Genomic DNA, 13,645 nt, shown 5'->3' with positions numbered 1-13,645 from the left:
TTCAGAGTGTTTTCGCGTACTGTTTTTTCAGCTTAATCCCGATTTAAAAGTTCAGCCCCGGCAATCCCCGGTTTTGTCATTTCATAAGGATTCAAAATCAGATCAAGCTCCTCTTCTGTCAACACATCGTTTTGAAGACAGAGATCGCGGACGGATTGCCCTGTTAAAATCGCTTCTCTTGCAATTCTTGCAGCTGCTTCGTAGCCAAGATGCGGGTTGACCGCAGTAATGACGCCTGCGCTTTTTTCTACATATGCCTTTAAGCGTTTTTCATTCGCTTCGATTCCTGCTACACAGTGATCGGTAAACGAACGGAATCCGTTGTTCATGATGCTGATGGACTGCAGGAGATTAAAGACGAGCACTGGCTCCATCACATTCAGTTCGAGCTGTCCGGCTTCAGAAGCGAGACAAATCGTATTGTCGTTTCCGATGACTTGGAATGCGATTTGGTTGATCAGCTCGGCCATAACCGGATTGACTTTCCCCGGCATGATGGATGAACCCGGCTGTCTTGCTGGAAGAGAAATCTCAGCAAGTCCTGCACGCGGACCTGATGCCATCAACCGAAGGTCGTTGGCGATTTTCGACATGTTCATCATGCATACTTTTAATGCAGCCGAAACTTCAGTGTACGCGTCCGTATTTTGCGTCGCATCCACCAGATGGTCAGCGCCGACTAGCGGAAGACCGCTGATCTCAGCCAAGTGCTTGACAACATTTTCAATATAGCGCGGATCCGCGTTCAATCCCGTTCCAACCGCGGTAGCGCCCATATTGACTTCATACAGATGCTGACGCGATTGTTTAATCCGTTTGATGTCGCGTTCAATCACGCGGCTGTAAGCTTCAAATTCCTGCCCAAGGCGGATCGGCACTGCGTCTTGAAGATGTGTGCGGCCCATTTTAATGACGTGGTCAAAGTCGCGCGCTTTTTTCTTAAACGCGTCAAGCATGTATTCCATTGTGTCCAGCAGCTTTTCCAGCTGCTTGAGCGTTGAAATGTGAATCGCCGTCGGGAATACGTCGTTTGTCGATTGAGACATGTTAACGTGCGTATTCGGACTCAGGTGAATATACTCGCCTTTGTTGTGGCCGAGCAGTTCAAGTGCACGGTTTCCGATGACTTCGTTCGCGTTCATATTCATTGAAGTTCCTGCGCCGCCTTGAATCGGATCAACGATGAATTGATCGTGCAGCTTTCCTTCAAGGATCTCATCAGCGGCTTGGACAATGGCATCTCCAAGGCCATTATAAAGACGTTTTGTCTCCATGTTGGCAAGCGCGGCCGCTTTTTTCACCACTGCCAGCGCTTTGATCATTTCTTCGTGGATTTTATATCCTGTAATTGGAAAGTTCTCCGCTGCCCGCAATGTCTGAATACCGTAGTAGACATCGGCCGGAATCTTTTTTTCTCCGAGAAAATCCTTTTCCGTCCGGTATGTCATTTCAGTTTTCATTTTTTAACCCTGCTTTCTTTTTTTAGATGATGATATCGTCTGCAATTGGCGTTTCCATAATCTTTTTGACTTCAGCTTGTTGTCCGGTTTTTCCTAGTGCCCACATCAGCTTCGGAACGATCGCTTCGGTGTTCATATTCCTCGAGCGGATGATGGCATCTTGGTTTACCTTGCGGCCGACCTCGTAAATGCTCATATCCTCTCCTTCTTCAAGGCATTGTGTCGTAATAGCTACGACTACTCCGGAATCGATCAGCTCGTTCACTTTTTCTAAAATGTTTCTTTTCTCAAAAGGAATGCCGCCGCTTCCGTAGCTCTCAATCACAATACCTTTATATGAACCTTTCAGACAATCAAAAAACTCAGGCTTTAATCCGGGATGAAGCTTCACCAGACAAACATCGGTATTTAAGGAGGTATCGAGTTTCAAAGCGCCTGGCTTCACTTCGGGAACCCGTTTGTTATACTCGATCTCCTTGTCATGAATGAAAGCAACGTAAGGATAATTGATGCTTTCAAATGCATCGTAGCTTTTTGTTCTTAATTTGATCGCTCTCGTGCCTAAAATGACGCGGCCGTCAAAGACGACGTAAACTCCGCCGATACCGTCGCACGCGAAGCGGACCGCATCTTTAATATTTTTTTTCGCATCCGTTTTCTTAAATGTAATCGGAACTTGGGAACCCGTAATCGCAACAGGCTTATCAATATTCTGCAGCATGTATGAAAGCGCCGCCGAGGTGTAGGCCATCGTATCGGTTCCGTGCGTGATCACAAATCCGTCGTAGCTGCTGTAATTCTCATATACAGCCTCAGCCATCATCACCCAATGTTCAGGCTGCATGTTGGTGCTGTCTATATCCATTAAAGATTGGCAATCTATCGTATAATTAGAATGGTCATCAGATAAATAGTTGAGAAGCTCTTCCGCTTTAACCCCCGGAGCCAGTCCGTTTTCGCCTTCTACTGAAGCGATGGTCCCGCCGGTGGTCAACAGCAGTAACTTTTTCATGTGCTACACCTCTTTAAGAAGTAGTTTTATACAGTATAAAGCATGTTTTGTTTTTACGAAGAAGGCTTGATACATCAGGAATGTATACGCTTTATGCGTACCTTCAATGCAATTATAGTCCTCAAATGTGAAATAATCAAGAAACTTTATTCATTTCGCGTACACTTTTGCTGATAATGTGCTATAATCACTGTGTATTAAAAGGAGCGTAAGATATGAATTTAGATCGATTAACAACACTGAGAAAAAATAAAAAATGGTCATTGCAATATACTGCCGACCGCCTCGGTATTGCGAAAAGCACTTACGCGGGCTATGAATCGGGCTACCGCCGCCCTTCTTTAGAGGCGCTTATCGAAATCGCTGATTTATTCAATACTTCCACTGATTTTTTGCTTGGCAGAGTTGACGATCCCCGGGATGAAAAGGCTAAAAACGAAGCCATTGAACTGACGGAATGGGATAAGCTCAAGCTGGCAGTCGACGGGACGCTTCTTTCCGAAGAAGAAATCAAGCAGATGGTTGCGTTTATCAAGGTCAAAAAAGAGCTGGATGCGGGGTAAAATGACAGCGGTTAACCGCATGCTGCAAGTGTTATAAAAAGAAAAAAACTTGACTGGCCTTTTTAGCCAGTCAAGTTTTTTTGCTTTTATTGATGTAAAAATTTCACACAAACCGCTTCAGGAGCAGGAACTCCGGACTGCAAATGCGTCAGCCGGCCCGTTGTCCGGTCTCTTTCAAACAATGTCAATGTCCCTGTTTCCTGGTTGGAAGCGATTAAAAATTGTTCTGAAGGATCAATCTCAAAGTCGCGCGGCCATTCCCCTTCAGTTGATACATGTTCAACCAGGGAAAGTTCGCCCGAATACTCGTTGATGCTGAAGACGGCGATGCTGTCGTGTCCCCGGTTTGAAGCGTATACAAATTTGCCGTCTTTAGTGACATGGATGGCGCCGCCTTGGCTTGCACCGTCAAACCCTTCCGGCAATGCCGAAATGACTTGAATCTCCCTGAATTCACCCAAATCAGGATTGTATTCCAACACGATGACTTCATTGCTCAGCTCCGTTAATACATACGCATACTTTTCCTGCGGATGGAACTCAATATGCCTCGGCCCTGACCCCGGTGCAGTTGCGTGTTTTTTCACCGCTTCAAGCCGGTCCTCTTTCAATTGATACGTAATGATATGATCCGTACCGAGATCGACGGCTACTGCATACTTCTCGTCAGGTGTGAATCCGGAATAATGAGTATGCGCTTTTTCCTGCCTCTCATGCGGTCCTGTTCCCTCATGCTGCACTTTTGCTGAAGGCTCAAGCAAGCCGCGGCTTTCATTTAAAGGGTATGCCATGATCGTCCCGTTGTGGTAATTGGCGGACAGAACATAGCGGTTATTCTGATCGACGCTGACGTGGCAAGGCGATGGTCCTTCCCCGGCCTGCTGGTTGACGAAAGTCAGCTCTCCTGTGGAGCCGTCAACACGATATGCGGCAACCCCGCCATTATCGCCGTCTTTGACCACTGCATAGAGCATTTCATTGTCTTTGGCGATATTCAAATATGTCGGACTGCCCAGCTTTGCTGCCGGCTTTGGCGTGCTTAACGCCTTTTTTTCCGTATCAAGCTCAAATGTATAAATCCCTTCGCTGTCTGCTTTTGTATATGTTCCGATATAGCCTCTGTATTTTGCCATTTGATCCTCTCCTTTTTTGACAGTCGTCCATTCCTATTTTAACTCACAGAAACTGAATTATCATGATCTGGTATGCAAAAACCTTAAGCGCTCACATGAAAAAAAATTTTTTATGATATTCTTAACATAAGAGACCTTCACTGCCGCTTTTATAATGGAATCGCTCATTTTCGGCAGCGGAGACTTGTTCATAGGAGTGTTCAAAATGACGAAAATCATGATTGTCGAGGACAGCGAAGACATTCGGAAGCTTTTATGCGATCATTTAGAAAAATACGGATACAAAACTGTTGCAGCGACTGATTTCACCTCTATCCTCGAAATGTTTCTCCAAGAGAAGCCCGATCTGGTATTGCTTGACATCAATCTGCCGGCATACGACGGGTACTACTGGTGCCGGCAAATCCGCCAGCATTCGACTTGTCCGATCATTTTCATTTCAGCGAGAAGCGGAGAAATGGATCAGGTCATGGCGATTGAAAACGGCGGCGATGATTATATAGAAAAGCCTTTTTCCTATGAAGTGGTGCTCGCTAAAATTAAAGGCCAAATTCGCAGGGCATTTGGAGAATACGCCGTTAAGCAAGGAGAAAAAGTGATTGAATTTGAAGGCGTTCAGCTGTTTGTCGAACGTTTTGAGCTGCGCTGCCGGGATGAGAAGCTCGAGCTTTCAAAAAAGGAAAGCAAACTCTTGGAAGTGCTGCTTGAAAGAGGAGAAAAAGTGACAAGCAGAGACCGGTTGATGGAGAAGACATGGGAAACCGATACATTTATAGATGAAAACACGTTAAATGTCTATATTACAAGGATTCGCAAAAAATTGCGAAGCATGGACGTGCCCTTCTCAGTTGAATCAGTGCGGGGCGAAGGGTATCAGCTGAGGGCGAAATCATGAAGCTGTTCCTAAAAAACCATGCCGTTCTCATTCTTCTGTTTCTTTTTCAGGGCGGATTCGTGTTTTTTTACTATTGGTTTGCCGGCATGCAGACTTTCACCCACCTTTTTTACATTCTCGGCGTTCAGCTTCTGGCGCTGGCGCTTTATCTTTCGTACAAATGGTATGAAGAACACAGAGTCTACCAGTGGCTCGGCTCAGAACAAAAAGATACAGAAATTCCTTTTTTGGGGACGGCTGAATTTTGCTCAGAGCTCTATGAAAAACATATGGAGCTGAGCCGGCTCCACCACCGCAAAATACATGAGATGGAGTCCAAGCTGGAAGACAGGGTAACCTACATGAATCAATGGGTGCATCAGGTGAAAACACCGCTTTCCGTCATCAATCTGATCATCCAGGAAGAGGACGAACCCGTTTTTAAACAAATCAAAAAAGAAGTCCAGCAGATTGAATACGGACTGGAAACACTCCTCTATTCATCAAGGCTTGACCTGTTTGAAAAGGATTTTAAAATTGAAGCCGTGTCACTTGGCGAGCTGCTTCACTCTCAGATTCAGCGCTATAAACGCTATTTTATACAGCATCGGGTCTATCCAAATAAACAGGTTCCCGCTGAAGACGCCGTTATTTACTCTGATCGCAAATGGCTCAAGTTTGCCGTTGGCCAGGTTATCACCAACGCTGTGAAGTATTCGTCAGGAAAAAGCGAACGCATCGATATGACGATATTCCGTAATGGCGAACGCATCATCCTGGAAATCAAAGATTACGGAGTCGGAATTCCTTCACAAGATTTGAAAAGGGTATTTGAGCCTTATTACACCGGGGAAAACGGACGACGCTTTCAGGAATCAACGGGCATCGGCCTCTACCTTGTAAAAGAGATTGCGGAAAAGCTCAATCATGATGTGAGCATCGCTTCAGAAGAAGGGAAAGGAACGACTGTGCAATTTTCGTTCCTTACAAAAATGTAAGTCTTCTTTAATAAAACCGCATAGCTCATCCACATCCTCCTTGATATGATTTGTTTACACAAACAAACGTGGCAAGGAGGATTTTTTATTTGCAATCCAAGTTTATGAAAAGAATCGACACAATTGATGATAGAGGATTCGCTTTATGCGGAATCATTTTTATGATCGACTTCAGGGCAGGCGGGCCCTCTGCCATCTGATCGCCCAAATAAACGTCACTTGTTCAGCGCTTCTACATGATCTTTTCCTTTTTGTTCGTCATTTATCGACGCGCTGAACAAAAAACGAGGCCCGCCATACTTTGCTTCTGCACACGGGCCATTCAAGCTTTTGGCTGAGAGCATTCCGAATGGGCACTGGAGTGGATGTGAAGAATCGCAACATATTGGAAGCGGGCACCCCTAAAAAGCACCGCAAAAGGAGGATATCATGACAGACATGCTGATCGTTAAAAACATCAATAAAACATATAAAGGACAAGTCTCTCATCAGGCTTTAAAAGATATTTCATTCAATGTCGAAGGCAGTGAGTTCACGGCGATCATGGGGCCGTCCGGCTCCGGAAAAACGACGCTTCTCAATATCATTTCGACGATTGACCGCCCTGATTCCGGCGACATTTTGATTCGCGGAGAAAATCCGCATCATCTGAAGAGGGCCAAGCTTGCCCACTTTCGCCGCAGACAGCTCGGATTCGTATTCCAGGATTTTAATTTGCTGGATACGCTGACGATCGGTGAAAATATCATGCTGCCCTTAACGCTTGAAAATAAACCGCTTTCCGTCATGGAAGATAAACTTCAGGCGATTGCTGAAAAACTCGGCATCGAACAACTTCTGAATAAACGGACGTTTGAAGTATCCGGCGGACAAAAGCAGCGGGCGGCCATCGCAAGAGCCGTCATTCATCAGCCCGCTCTCATCCTCGCCGACGAACCGACAGGAAACCTCGATTCGAAGGCGTCAAAAGACGTAATGGAAACGATGCAGCATCTTAATGAAAACGACAATGCCACGATATTGATGGTCACGCATGACCCTGTTGCCGCAAGTTATTGCCGGCGCGTCATTTTTATTAAAGACGGAACATTATTCAACGAAATCCACCGCGGCACCAACCGCCAAATATTTTATGAAGAGATACTGAATGTGCTGTCCATGCTGGGAGGAAACGCCAATGACCTTTCTTCAGTTCGCTTATAAAAACGTCGTCCGGAATAAAAGAGCCTATCTTGCCTTCTTTTTAAGCAGCGCGTTTTCAGTGATGGTTTTTTTCACATTTGCGATGCTTTTGTTCCACCCCGCTTTAGAGAAAGGCTACTTAAACACCATTGCAAAGCGGGGATTATCGGTGGCTGAATGGATGATTTTCGCCTTTTCCATTCTGTTTGTGCTTTATTCCGTCAACGCCTTTCTCAAGTCGAGAAGCAGAGAATTCGGGATCCTCACCATCCAGGGAATCGCTCCGGGTCAATTGAGGAAGCTGATCACCGCAGAAAACATCATCATCGGCGTGCTTTCGATCGTTACAGGGATCATCGGCGGTCTGGTTTTTGCAAAAACATTTTTTACGATCGGCGCTTATATTCTGGAAATGGACGCTTTGCCATTGTATCTGCCTTGGAAAGCGCTGGCTCTCACAGCCGCCTGCTTTCTCATGCTGTTTATTTTGCTGTCGCAATTTACGGTTTTGTTTATTAAATCAAAAACCGTTACCAAGCTGATCAAAGGCACAGGGAAAATAAAATCTGACCCAAAACCGTCTGTTATCTTTTCGGTCATCGGCATCGGCTGCCTCGGCTCAGGCTACTGGCTCGTATTGTTCGCCGACATCCATTTTCCCCAAGCCGTCACGATCTTAATTCTGACGATCATCGGGACTTATTTCTTCTTTAGCCAAAGCAGCATTTGGCTGCTGCGGCTCTTAAAAAAACGGAAGTCATTTTATTTGCGCGGAAAAAACGTGCTTTGGGTATCCGATCTTGTCTATCGGCTGAACGATAATGCCCGTCTGTTCTTTCTCGTTTGCATCATTTCAGCCGCCGCCTTTACCGCCACTGGCACATTGGTGATTTCCAAGACTTCTATCGGAAAATTGGATTCTCGATATGAGATAGAGTACTTATTATACAGCGGGAACCAAAAGGAACAGACACACGTTAAGCTGATCGAACAAAAGTTGAAGGACGGACATTTTTCATATGAAAAGGAAGTGACAAAAGGAATTTATATGAGCTATTGCCAGGGACCCTGGGTGCTCCTGACCTCTGAAGGCGAATTCCAAAAGCACTTTAAGTCAGATTCCGGCGAACTGAAAGACGGCGAGGCGATGTATTATCCGAACGCCATCGAGGCGAAAGAAAAGCCGGAAATTCCCGAGACCTTGAACATGTTAAACAAAGATTCGAAGCCGGCAAATGAACATCTAAAAGTGAAAGGTATTAAAAAACCGCTCATTTTGTTAAACAGCGTCGTTGTCGTAAACGGCAAAACCTTCGAAAAGCTGAAAAATCAAGGCGAATTCGTCACATTGTATGGCTATAACTACAACCGCTGGAAAGAGAGCCTTGATATGATCCAATCACTGGAAAAAGACCTTAGAGAAAAAGCTCCCAATATCCGATTTCAATTTGACGCAAAGGCCAGTACTTATTTTGAAACTGTTCAGCTTCCAAGCCTGAGTCTGTTTATCGGCCTTTTTATTGCGGTTCTCTTTTTTACGGCATCCGGAAGTTTTCTCTACTTCCGCCTGTTTACCGATCTTGAAGAAGATCAGCAGCGCTACCGGTCGCTTGCAAAAATCGGCCTGAGCGAAAAGGAAATGTCGCAGAGCGTGACGATTCAATTGGCCATCCTGTTCTTCTTTCCGTTCGCTCTTGCAGCAGTTCATACGTATTTTGCGATGAAGACGCTCGAGGCGCAGAGTCTTGGTCATTTTGCAGCTCCGGTGTTGATGACGATAGGCGGATTTCTGACCTTCCAACTATTATTCTTTATGATCATTCGAAAAAGCTATTTGAAAAAATTAAAAGATTTTTAAGGTGATAAAATATGAAAAAAACAATTTCTCTGATTACAGCCGGTTTGGCTGTTGTATGCATCGGTGCATTTCTATTAATTCATCATGAGGTGACAGACAGGTTCAATCCACTTGTGAAGAAAGAAAGCGTGTATGTCCAAATCAACAAAGACGGAAAGCACTTGAGTCCGGGCCGCTATGAGTACACGCTGGAAGGATATAATGACACTGGGAAGGAAAAAGAAATTACATTCTCCTCCAGCGCCTCCCTTCGAAAAAACGCCTTCCTAAAGGTACACGCGAAGGGAAAATACGTTGAGACATGGGAAGAAGTACAGCCCGGCGATATGCCGAGTGCAGTTCGGACCAAATTGATCAGGCAGTAAAAAAACGGCGTCTAGCCGTTTTTTGTGTTACTATAATTTTACAGATTTCCGAAACTTTTTGGCCCGTTGTTCGTAGTAAAACAGAAGTCATATTGGTTAGGGAGGTTTTCATATGATTGTTGGAATGATCGGTTTTATCCTGGTGGGATTCTTCCTCTACGCCGCCATGGCGCCGTCCGACGGAAACAACAGCGGCAGCAGCTCTTCAACTTTCTTTGTCGGGGGTCCTGATTCATCCGGCGACAGCGGAAGTGATTTCGGTGGCGGCGGAGATTGTGGCGGCGGCGGTGATGGCGGCGGCTGTTAAGACCCGCAGGCTGCCTTTCCCTATCTTCTGCTCGGACCCTTAGGCTGTATGCAGTTCTTGCTGCAGTCAGCCGGGTATGTTCCAGCCATCTCACTTCATCATTCATTCACCATCTAACTCCAAATACGCCATCATCAATCCAGTTGTTTAACCAGACTTCCGATTGGGAATGATGTAAAGACAGCAGATTCCCGCTCTTCAAACGATTTAAAAGTCACAATTAATCGATTCTGTTACAAAATATATAAAACTTTGCACCTACTTGTTCGATATTAAAAGAAGACATTCACAATAAGGAGGGTTTTTTCCAGATGATTTTTTTACTGGTTTTATTGGCTCTGTTTATTTTGTATTCATTCTTTTTTGACAAGAGCAACAAAAGATCTTATACAAAAGCGGCACCGAAAAGCAGAATATTGATCCGCCAGGCAGCTGCGCCGACCGGATTTTTGAGGGTCATCGAAACCGCACCCGGGCAGCCGGTAAACCGCCGAACCTCTGAAGGTATGCGTCCAAATCTGCGGCTTGTCATGAGCCCGACGGACCAAAATGAAAAAAAATAAAGAAAGCGGCATCATGATAAATGCCGTCTTTCCTATTGTATGCTGTGTTCCACCATTCTTCCAAAGGCGTCCGGCGACATTCCCGGCGAGATGCGGACCCTGTGCAGCGCATACATCCCCTGATCCCTAGCAGCCGCCCCCGGCTCTGTCGTCACCGCCATTTGATACCCCGCCTTCTCAGCCTGTTTGAGCGTTTCGGCATTATAGCGTCCAACTGGATAACTCAGCATGGTTGTGTTCTGCTGAAGCATGCCGTCAAACAATGTTTTGGAACGAGTCATTTCACTCAGCTGCTGCTCTGGAGCAAGTCCGTTCAATTCGACATGATTGATCGTATGGCTTTCGATAGCAATACCGTATTCGGCCATTTCTTTCATTTGGCTTTCGGTTAAATGATTTTTTCTGCCGACCGATTTACCGATCATGAAAATTGTCGCCTTCATCTCATAATCTTTCAAAATCGGGTACGCTTTTTCAAAGTTATCTGTATAACCATCATCAAACGTAATCAGCACGCATTTTTCACTCGGCATTTTGTCTTGTGTTAAGACAATATAGGCTTCTTCAGGTGTCAGTGTGTAATAGCCGTTATCCTTCAGCCATTTCATATGTCCGCGGAACTCCGCCTCCGGTACGCGCAGGCTGTTTCCTGTGGAAATGCTGTGATACATGAGAATCGGAATGCGGGCGGGGCCCTTCACTTTGATCCACTTGGAGGATGGATCATGCTCCGCCTGCTGTTTTGATTGTTTTGCCGCTTTTTGAGCCGTATTTGGTTCTGTTTTTTCCTCTCCTTTTGCTTCATGACTGGAACACCCGTACAGCATTCCCATCAACATAAGCAGCAAAATGAGCAGTTTCGTTTTTTTCACAAGTATTCCCGCTTTCTATCTATTGAATCCTTTTTAATATCGGTTTCGGAACGAGCATTTTTCACCGTTCCTGCTTTGATGATGAAAGCCAAGCTTTACGCAGTATGCTGATCCCTTCTTCAATTTCCGCTTCAGAAAGCCCCCCAAATCCCGCCATGACGATGGAAGAGCTGCTTTTATGTGGCTCAAGCCAGAAATCTGATACCGGATAAACTTTCACACCGAGTTTTTCCGCTTTATGTATGAGGTCTTGTGCATGTCGGTCTGTCTTCATCAAAATATGGAGCCCCGCTTTTTCGCCGATGATTTCCATGTCATTTCCGAAATGCGTTTTAATGGCCGATATTAATGTTTTGTGCTTTTCTTGATATACTTTTTTCATTTTACGGATGTGTCTTTCGAAAAAACCTTCTTTCATAAATATAAACATCGCTTTTTGAATGATGGGTGAAGCGGACTGGCTGTAGCGGCCAAGCGTTTCTTGAAATTCATCTGCCGGCAAACCGATGAGAATGAGGGCAATTATTGCGGCGCTTATGTGCTGATAAAAAACCTTTTACAGAGTTTCTCTAAAATATTCCTTTACTTCATTCTTTTGCACTCGAATATATTACCACCATTTGACTTCATTTTCTTTAAGAATGATAAAAAAATATATCTTTATTTCTGCTAAACGTAATAACCCTTCACATATATGCCACCTCAAGATTGAATCTTTTGTCGCAGACGTCCTCTGTCTCTTCGGAGACGGGAGCTGAATGTATCAACGGTTCACACAGGAAAAAAGGTCTCTGCTCCTAAATGTTTGATTTATTTTTGACGGATTGACAGCTTTTTTGTGTCGATTTTGATTCCAGTAAAAGGAGATTCGGGAATTACCGCATCAAAAAAAGCCTGCACAAGGCCTTTAAACAGTGTCCAGACACGTCTTTAACCAAATGGACCCGCTCTAGATCATCATGTGAAAACAGCTAGGTCTTCCTGCACGGTTGTCTGAATTTTGATTTTTTTAGTATACTTAATTTAGTTAAATAACTCAGAGCAAAGGGATAACAAAAAGGATGGGGGAAAGAAAATGGAAGCAAAACCAAAGGTACAACATATACCGATTCAAACAACGAAAGAACCGGATGAAAATTTTTTTGCAAGAGCAATGAATGTTAAAATCGGCATCATTCCGCTGCCCGTATACTTGCTGCTCTTCGCTTTGATTGTGACGTTTGTCTATATGCACGATCTGAAAAGCGACATTTTAACTGCTATTGCGGTTACGGGCTTTTTCGGATTCACCTTCGCCCAAATCGGAAAGTCGCTGCCGCTTCTTCGTTCTGTCGGCGGTGCCGCTATACTTGCGACATTTATTCCTTCAGCTATCGTCTATTACCATCTCATTCCCGATGACATTATCAAATCAACAACTGAATTTACAGAAAACTCAAACTTTCTTTATTTGTTTATCTCAGCCATTGTAGTGGGAAGCATTTTAGGGATGAAAAGAGAAACGCTGGTCAGGGCGTTCATTAAAATTTTCATTCCGCTGATCGCAGGGACAATTGCCGCAGCGGCAGTCGGTCTGACAGTTGGTACAATGCTCGGCCTCGGATTTCAGCATACGCTGCTGTACATTGTGATTCCGATCATGGCCGGAGGGGTTGGCGAGGGAGCCATTCCGCTGTCCATCGGCTATTCGGAAATCATGCACATGTCACAAGGGGAAGCTTTTGCACTTGTCATTCCTTCCATTATGTTCGGAAGCTTAAGCGCTGTCATTTTGTCCGGGGTTTTAAATGTAATGGGGAAGAAAAAGCCTGAATGGACAGGCAACGGAAAAGTCGACCGTTTCGAAAGTGGGGACGCACTGCCGCTTGAAAGCCGCGACAAAGACAAAGAAAGCGTTTTTAACCTTTCCCACTTTGCATCGGGAGGCATTCTTGCCGTCTCATTATATTTGGTCGGTATGCTTTCACATGACTTGTTCGGATTTCCAGCACCCGTCATGATGCTTCTCTTGGCTGTTGCCGTGAAACTGTTTCGTTTGGCTCCGGCGAATTTGGAAAACGGCGCCTACGGCGTGTCACGTTTCTTTTCAACTGCTGTGACATATCCGCTGCTTTTTGCCATTGGCGTCTCCATGACACCGTGGGACAAGCTGATCGCTGCTTTTAATATTGCCAATATTATTACGATCGTATCTGTCGTGATCACGATGATAGCCGTCGGCTTTTTTACAGGAAAGTGGCTGAACATGTACCCGATCGAAACCGCGATTATCAATGCCTGCCATTCAGGTCAGGGCGGAACGGGGGACATCGCCATTCTCAGCGCCGCCGAGCGCCTCGAGCTCATGCCGTTTGCTCAGGTATCCACAAGAATCGGCGGAGCGATAACCGTTACACTGACATTGCTGCTGTTAGCCCAGTTTTATTGATGAATGAAAAAGCCTGCAGAGCAAACTGCA

At 45.1% G+C, this 13,645-nt stretch carries 14 protein-coding genes; 9 read left to right on the top strand and 5 right to left on the bottom strand.

Annotated features, from left to right (window positions below):
- Positions 1 to 32 precede the first annotated feature (32 nt).
- Positions 33 to 1,460 carry an aspartate ammonia-lyase gene (gene aspA / locus LQ247_RS01220; protein ID WP_026580319.1) on the bottom strand — a complete coding sequence of 476 codons (1,428 nt, stop codon included), beginning with the start codon at positions 1,458 to 1,460 and terminating at the stop codon, positions 33 to 35.
- Between the two features lie 22 nt (positions 1,461 to 1,482).
- Positions 1,483 to 2,472: an asparaginase gene (locus LQ247_RS01215; RefSeq protein ID WP_020453442.1), complete on the bottom strand. Its 990-nt coding sequence runs from the start codon at positions 2,470 to 2,472 to the stop codon at positions 1,483 to 1,485.
- Positions 2,473 to 2,687: 215 nt separating this feature from the next.
- Between LQ247_RS01215 and LQ247_RS01210 the strand changes: the two genes are divergently transcribed.
- A complete protein-coding gene (locus LQ247_RS01210; protein ID WP_020453443.1) occupies positions 2,688 to 3,035 on the top strand; it encodes a helix-turn-helix domain-containing protein in 348 nt (115 codons plus the stop codon).
- Between the two features lie 86 nt (positions 3,036 to 3,121).
- On the opposite strand, the gene LQ247_RS01205 is transcribed toward LQ247_RS01210, so the two are convergent.
- Positions 3,122 to 4,168 carry a lactonase family protein gene (locus LQ247_RS01205; protein ID WP_020453444.1) on the bottom strand — a complete coding sequence of 349 codons (1,047 nt, stop codon included), beginning with the start codon at positions 4,166 to 4,168 and terminating at the stop codon, positions 3,122 to 3,124.
- Positions 4,169 to 4,373: 205 nt separating this feature from the next.
- Between LQ247_RS01205 and LQ247_RS01200 the strand changes: the two genes are divergently transcribed.
- From LQ247_RS01200 to LQ247_RS01170, 7 genes are all read left to right on the top strand, one after another.
- The gene (locus LQ247_RS01200) at positions 4,374 to 5,063 is read left to right on the top strand and encodes a response regulator transcription factor (RefSeq protein ID WP_105980581.1); all 690 of its coding nucleotides are present in this window, start codon (positions 4,374 to 4,376) and stop codon (positions 5,061 to 5,063) included.
- Complete coding sequence (locus tag LQ247_RS01195; RefSeq protein WP_095291338.1) at positions 5,060 to 6,040, top strand: sensor histidine kinase; 981 nt, start codon at positions 5,060 to 5,062, stop codon at positions 6,038 to 6,040. The genes LQ247_RS01200 and LQ247_RS01195 overlap by 4 nt, the downstream gene beginning before the upstream one ends.
- Before the next feature lie 429 nt (positions 6,041 to 6,469).
- Complete coding sequence (locus tag LQ247_RS01190) at positions 6,470 to 7,243, top strand: ABC transporter ATP-binding protein (protein WP_231005480.1); 774 nt, start codon at positions 6,470 to 6,472, stop codon at positions 7,241 to 7,243.
- Complete coding sequence (locus LQ247_RS01185) at positions 7,218 to 9,080, top strand: FtsX-like permease family protein (protein WP_231005478.1); 1,863 nt, start codon at positions 7,218 to 7,220, stop codon at positions 9,078 to 9,080. Before LQ247_RS01190 ends, LQ247_RS01185 begins: the two co-directional genes overlap by 26 nt.
- A gap of 11 nt (positions 9,081 to 9,091) precedes the next feature.
- Complete coding sequence (locus LQ247_RS01180; protein WP_231005476.1) at positions 9,092 to 9,445, top strand: YxeA family protein; 354 nt, start codon at positions 9,092 to 9,094, stop codon at positions 9,443 to 9,445.
- Positions 9,446 to 9,557: 112 nt separating this feature from the next.
- On the top strand, positions 9,558 to 9,752 hold the full coding sequence (locus LQ247_RS01175) for a hypothetical protein (RefSeq protein WP_020453450.1): 195 nt from the start codon (positions 9,558 to 9,560) through the stop codon (positions 9,750 to 9,752).
- A gap of 311 nt (positions 9,753 to 10,063) precedes the next feature.
- The gene (locus LQ247_RS01170; RefSeq protein ID WP_020453451.1) at positions 10,064 to 10,315 is read left to right on the top strand and encodes a hypothetical protein; all 252 of its coding nucleotides are present in this window, start codon (positions 10,064 to 10,066) and stop codon (positions 10,313 to 10,315) included.
- A 32-nt stretch (positions 10,316 to 10,347) separates the two neighbouring features.
- Here LQ247_RS01170 and LQ247_RS01165 read toward each other — a convergent pair whose 3' ends face one another.
- Positions 10,348 to 11,154 carry a polysaccharide deacetylase family protein gene (locus tag LQ247_RS01165; RefSeq protein WP_269145973.1) on the bottom strand — a complete coding sequence of 269 codons (807 nt, stop codon included), beginning with the start codon at positions 11,152 to 11,154 and terminating at the stop codon, positions 10,348 to 10,350.
- 94 nt (positions 11,155 to 11,248) lie between these two features.
- Positions 11,249 to 11,689 (bottom strand): hypothetical protein, encoded by a 441-nt coding sequence (locus tag LQ247_RS01160; protein ID WP_231005471.1) that lies wholly within the window; start codon positions 11,687 to 11,689, stop codon positions 11,249 to 11,251.
- Positions 11,690 to 12,262: 573 nt separating this feature from the next.
- On the opposite strand from LQ247_RS01160, the gene LQ247_RS01155 reads away from it, so the two are divergent.
- Positions 12,263 to 13,615 (top strand): 2-hydroxycarboxylate transporter family protein, encoded by a 1,353-nt coding sequence (locus LQ247_RS01155; protein ID WP_020453456.1) that lies wholly within the window; start codon positions 12,263 to 12,265, stop codon positions 13,613 to 13,615.
- Positions 13,616 to 13,645: the final 30 nt, after the last annotated feature.

Origin of the sequence: Bacillus sp. BS3(2021) (assembly GCF_021043345.1) — a bacterium.
GTDB lineage: Bacteria > Bacillota > Bacilli > Bacillales > Bacillaceae > Bacillus > Bacillus paralicheniformis.
The sequence above is the reverse complement of the archived record's forward strand: the minus strand, read 5'-3'. Positions and strand labels throughout refer to the sequence as shown.

What these genes read in the sequence shown, in the direction of transcription:
- LQ247_RS01210 (WP_020453443.1), top strand. Translation starts at nt 2,688, where the DNA reads ATGAATTTAGATCGATTAACAACACTGAGAAAAAATAAAAAATGGTCA.
- LQ247_RS01190 (WP_231005480.1), top strand. Translation starts at nt 6,470, where the DNA reads ATGACAGACATGCTGATCGTTAAAAACATCAATAAAACATATAAAGGA.
- LQ247_RS01155 (WP_020453456.1), top strand. Translation starts at nt 12,263, where the DNA reads ATGGAAGCAAAACCAAAGGTACAACATATACCGATTCAAACAACGAAA.
- LQ247_RS01195 (WP_095291338.1), top strand. Translation starts at nt 5,060, where the DNA reads ATGAAGCTGTTCCTAAAAAACCATGCCGTTCTCATTCTTCTGTTTCTT.
- LQ247_RS01205 (WP_020453444.1), bottom strand. Translation starts at nt 4,168, where the DNA reads ATGGCAAAATACAGAGGCTATATCGGAACATATACAAAAGCAGACAGC.
- LQ247_RS01175 (WP_020453450.1), top strand. Translation starts at nt 9,558, where the DNA reads ATGATTGTTGGAATGATCGGTTTTATCCTGGTGGGATTCTTCCTCTAC.
- LQ247_RS01165 (WP_269145973.1), bottom strand. Translation starts at nt 11,154, where the DNA reads ATGTTGATGGGAATGCTGTACGGGTGTTCCAGTCATGAAGCAAAAGGA.
- LQ247_RS01170 (WP_020453451.1), top strand. Translation starts at nt 10,064, where the DNA reads ATGATTTTTTTACTGGTTTTATTGGCTCTGTTTATTTTGTATTCATTC.
- LQ247_RS01185 (WP_231005478.1), top strand. Translation starts at nt 7,218, where the DNA reads ATGACCTTTCTTCAGTTCGCTTATAAAAACGTCGTCCGGAATAAAAGA.
- aspA (WP_026580319.1), bottom strand. Translation starts at nt 1,460, where the DNA reads ATGAAAACTGAAATGACATACCGGACGGAAAAGGATTTTCTCGGAGAA.
- LQ247_RS01215 (WP_020453442.1), bottom strand. Translation starts at nt 2,472, where the DNA reads ATGAAAAAGTTACTGCTGTTGACCACCGGCGGGACCATCGCTTCAGTA.
- LQ247_RS01180 (WP_231005476.1), top strand. Translation starts at nt 9,092, where the DNA reads ATGAAAAAAACAATTTCTCTGATTACAGCCGGTTTGGCTGTTGTATGC.
- LQ247_RS01200 (WP_105980581.1), top strand. Translation starts at nt 4,374, where the DNA reads ATGACGAAAATCATGATTGTCGAGGACAGCGAAGACATTCGGAAGCTT.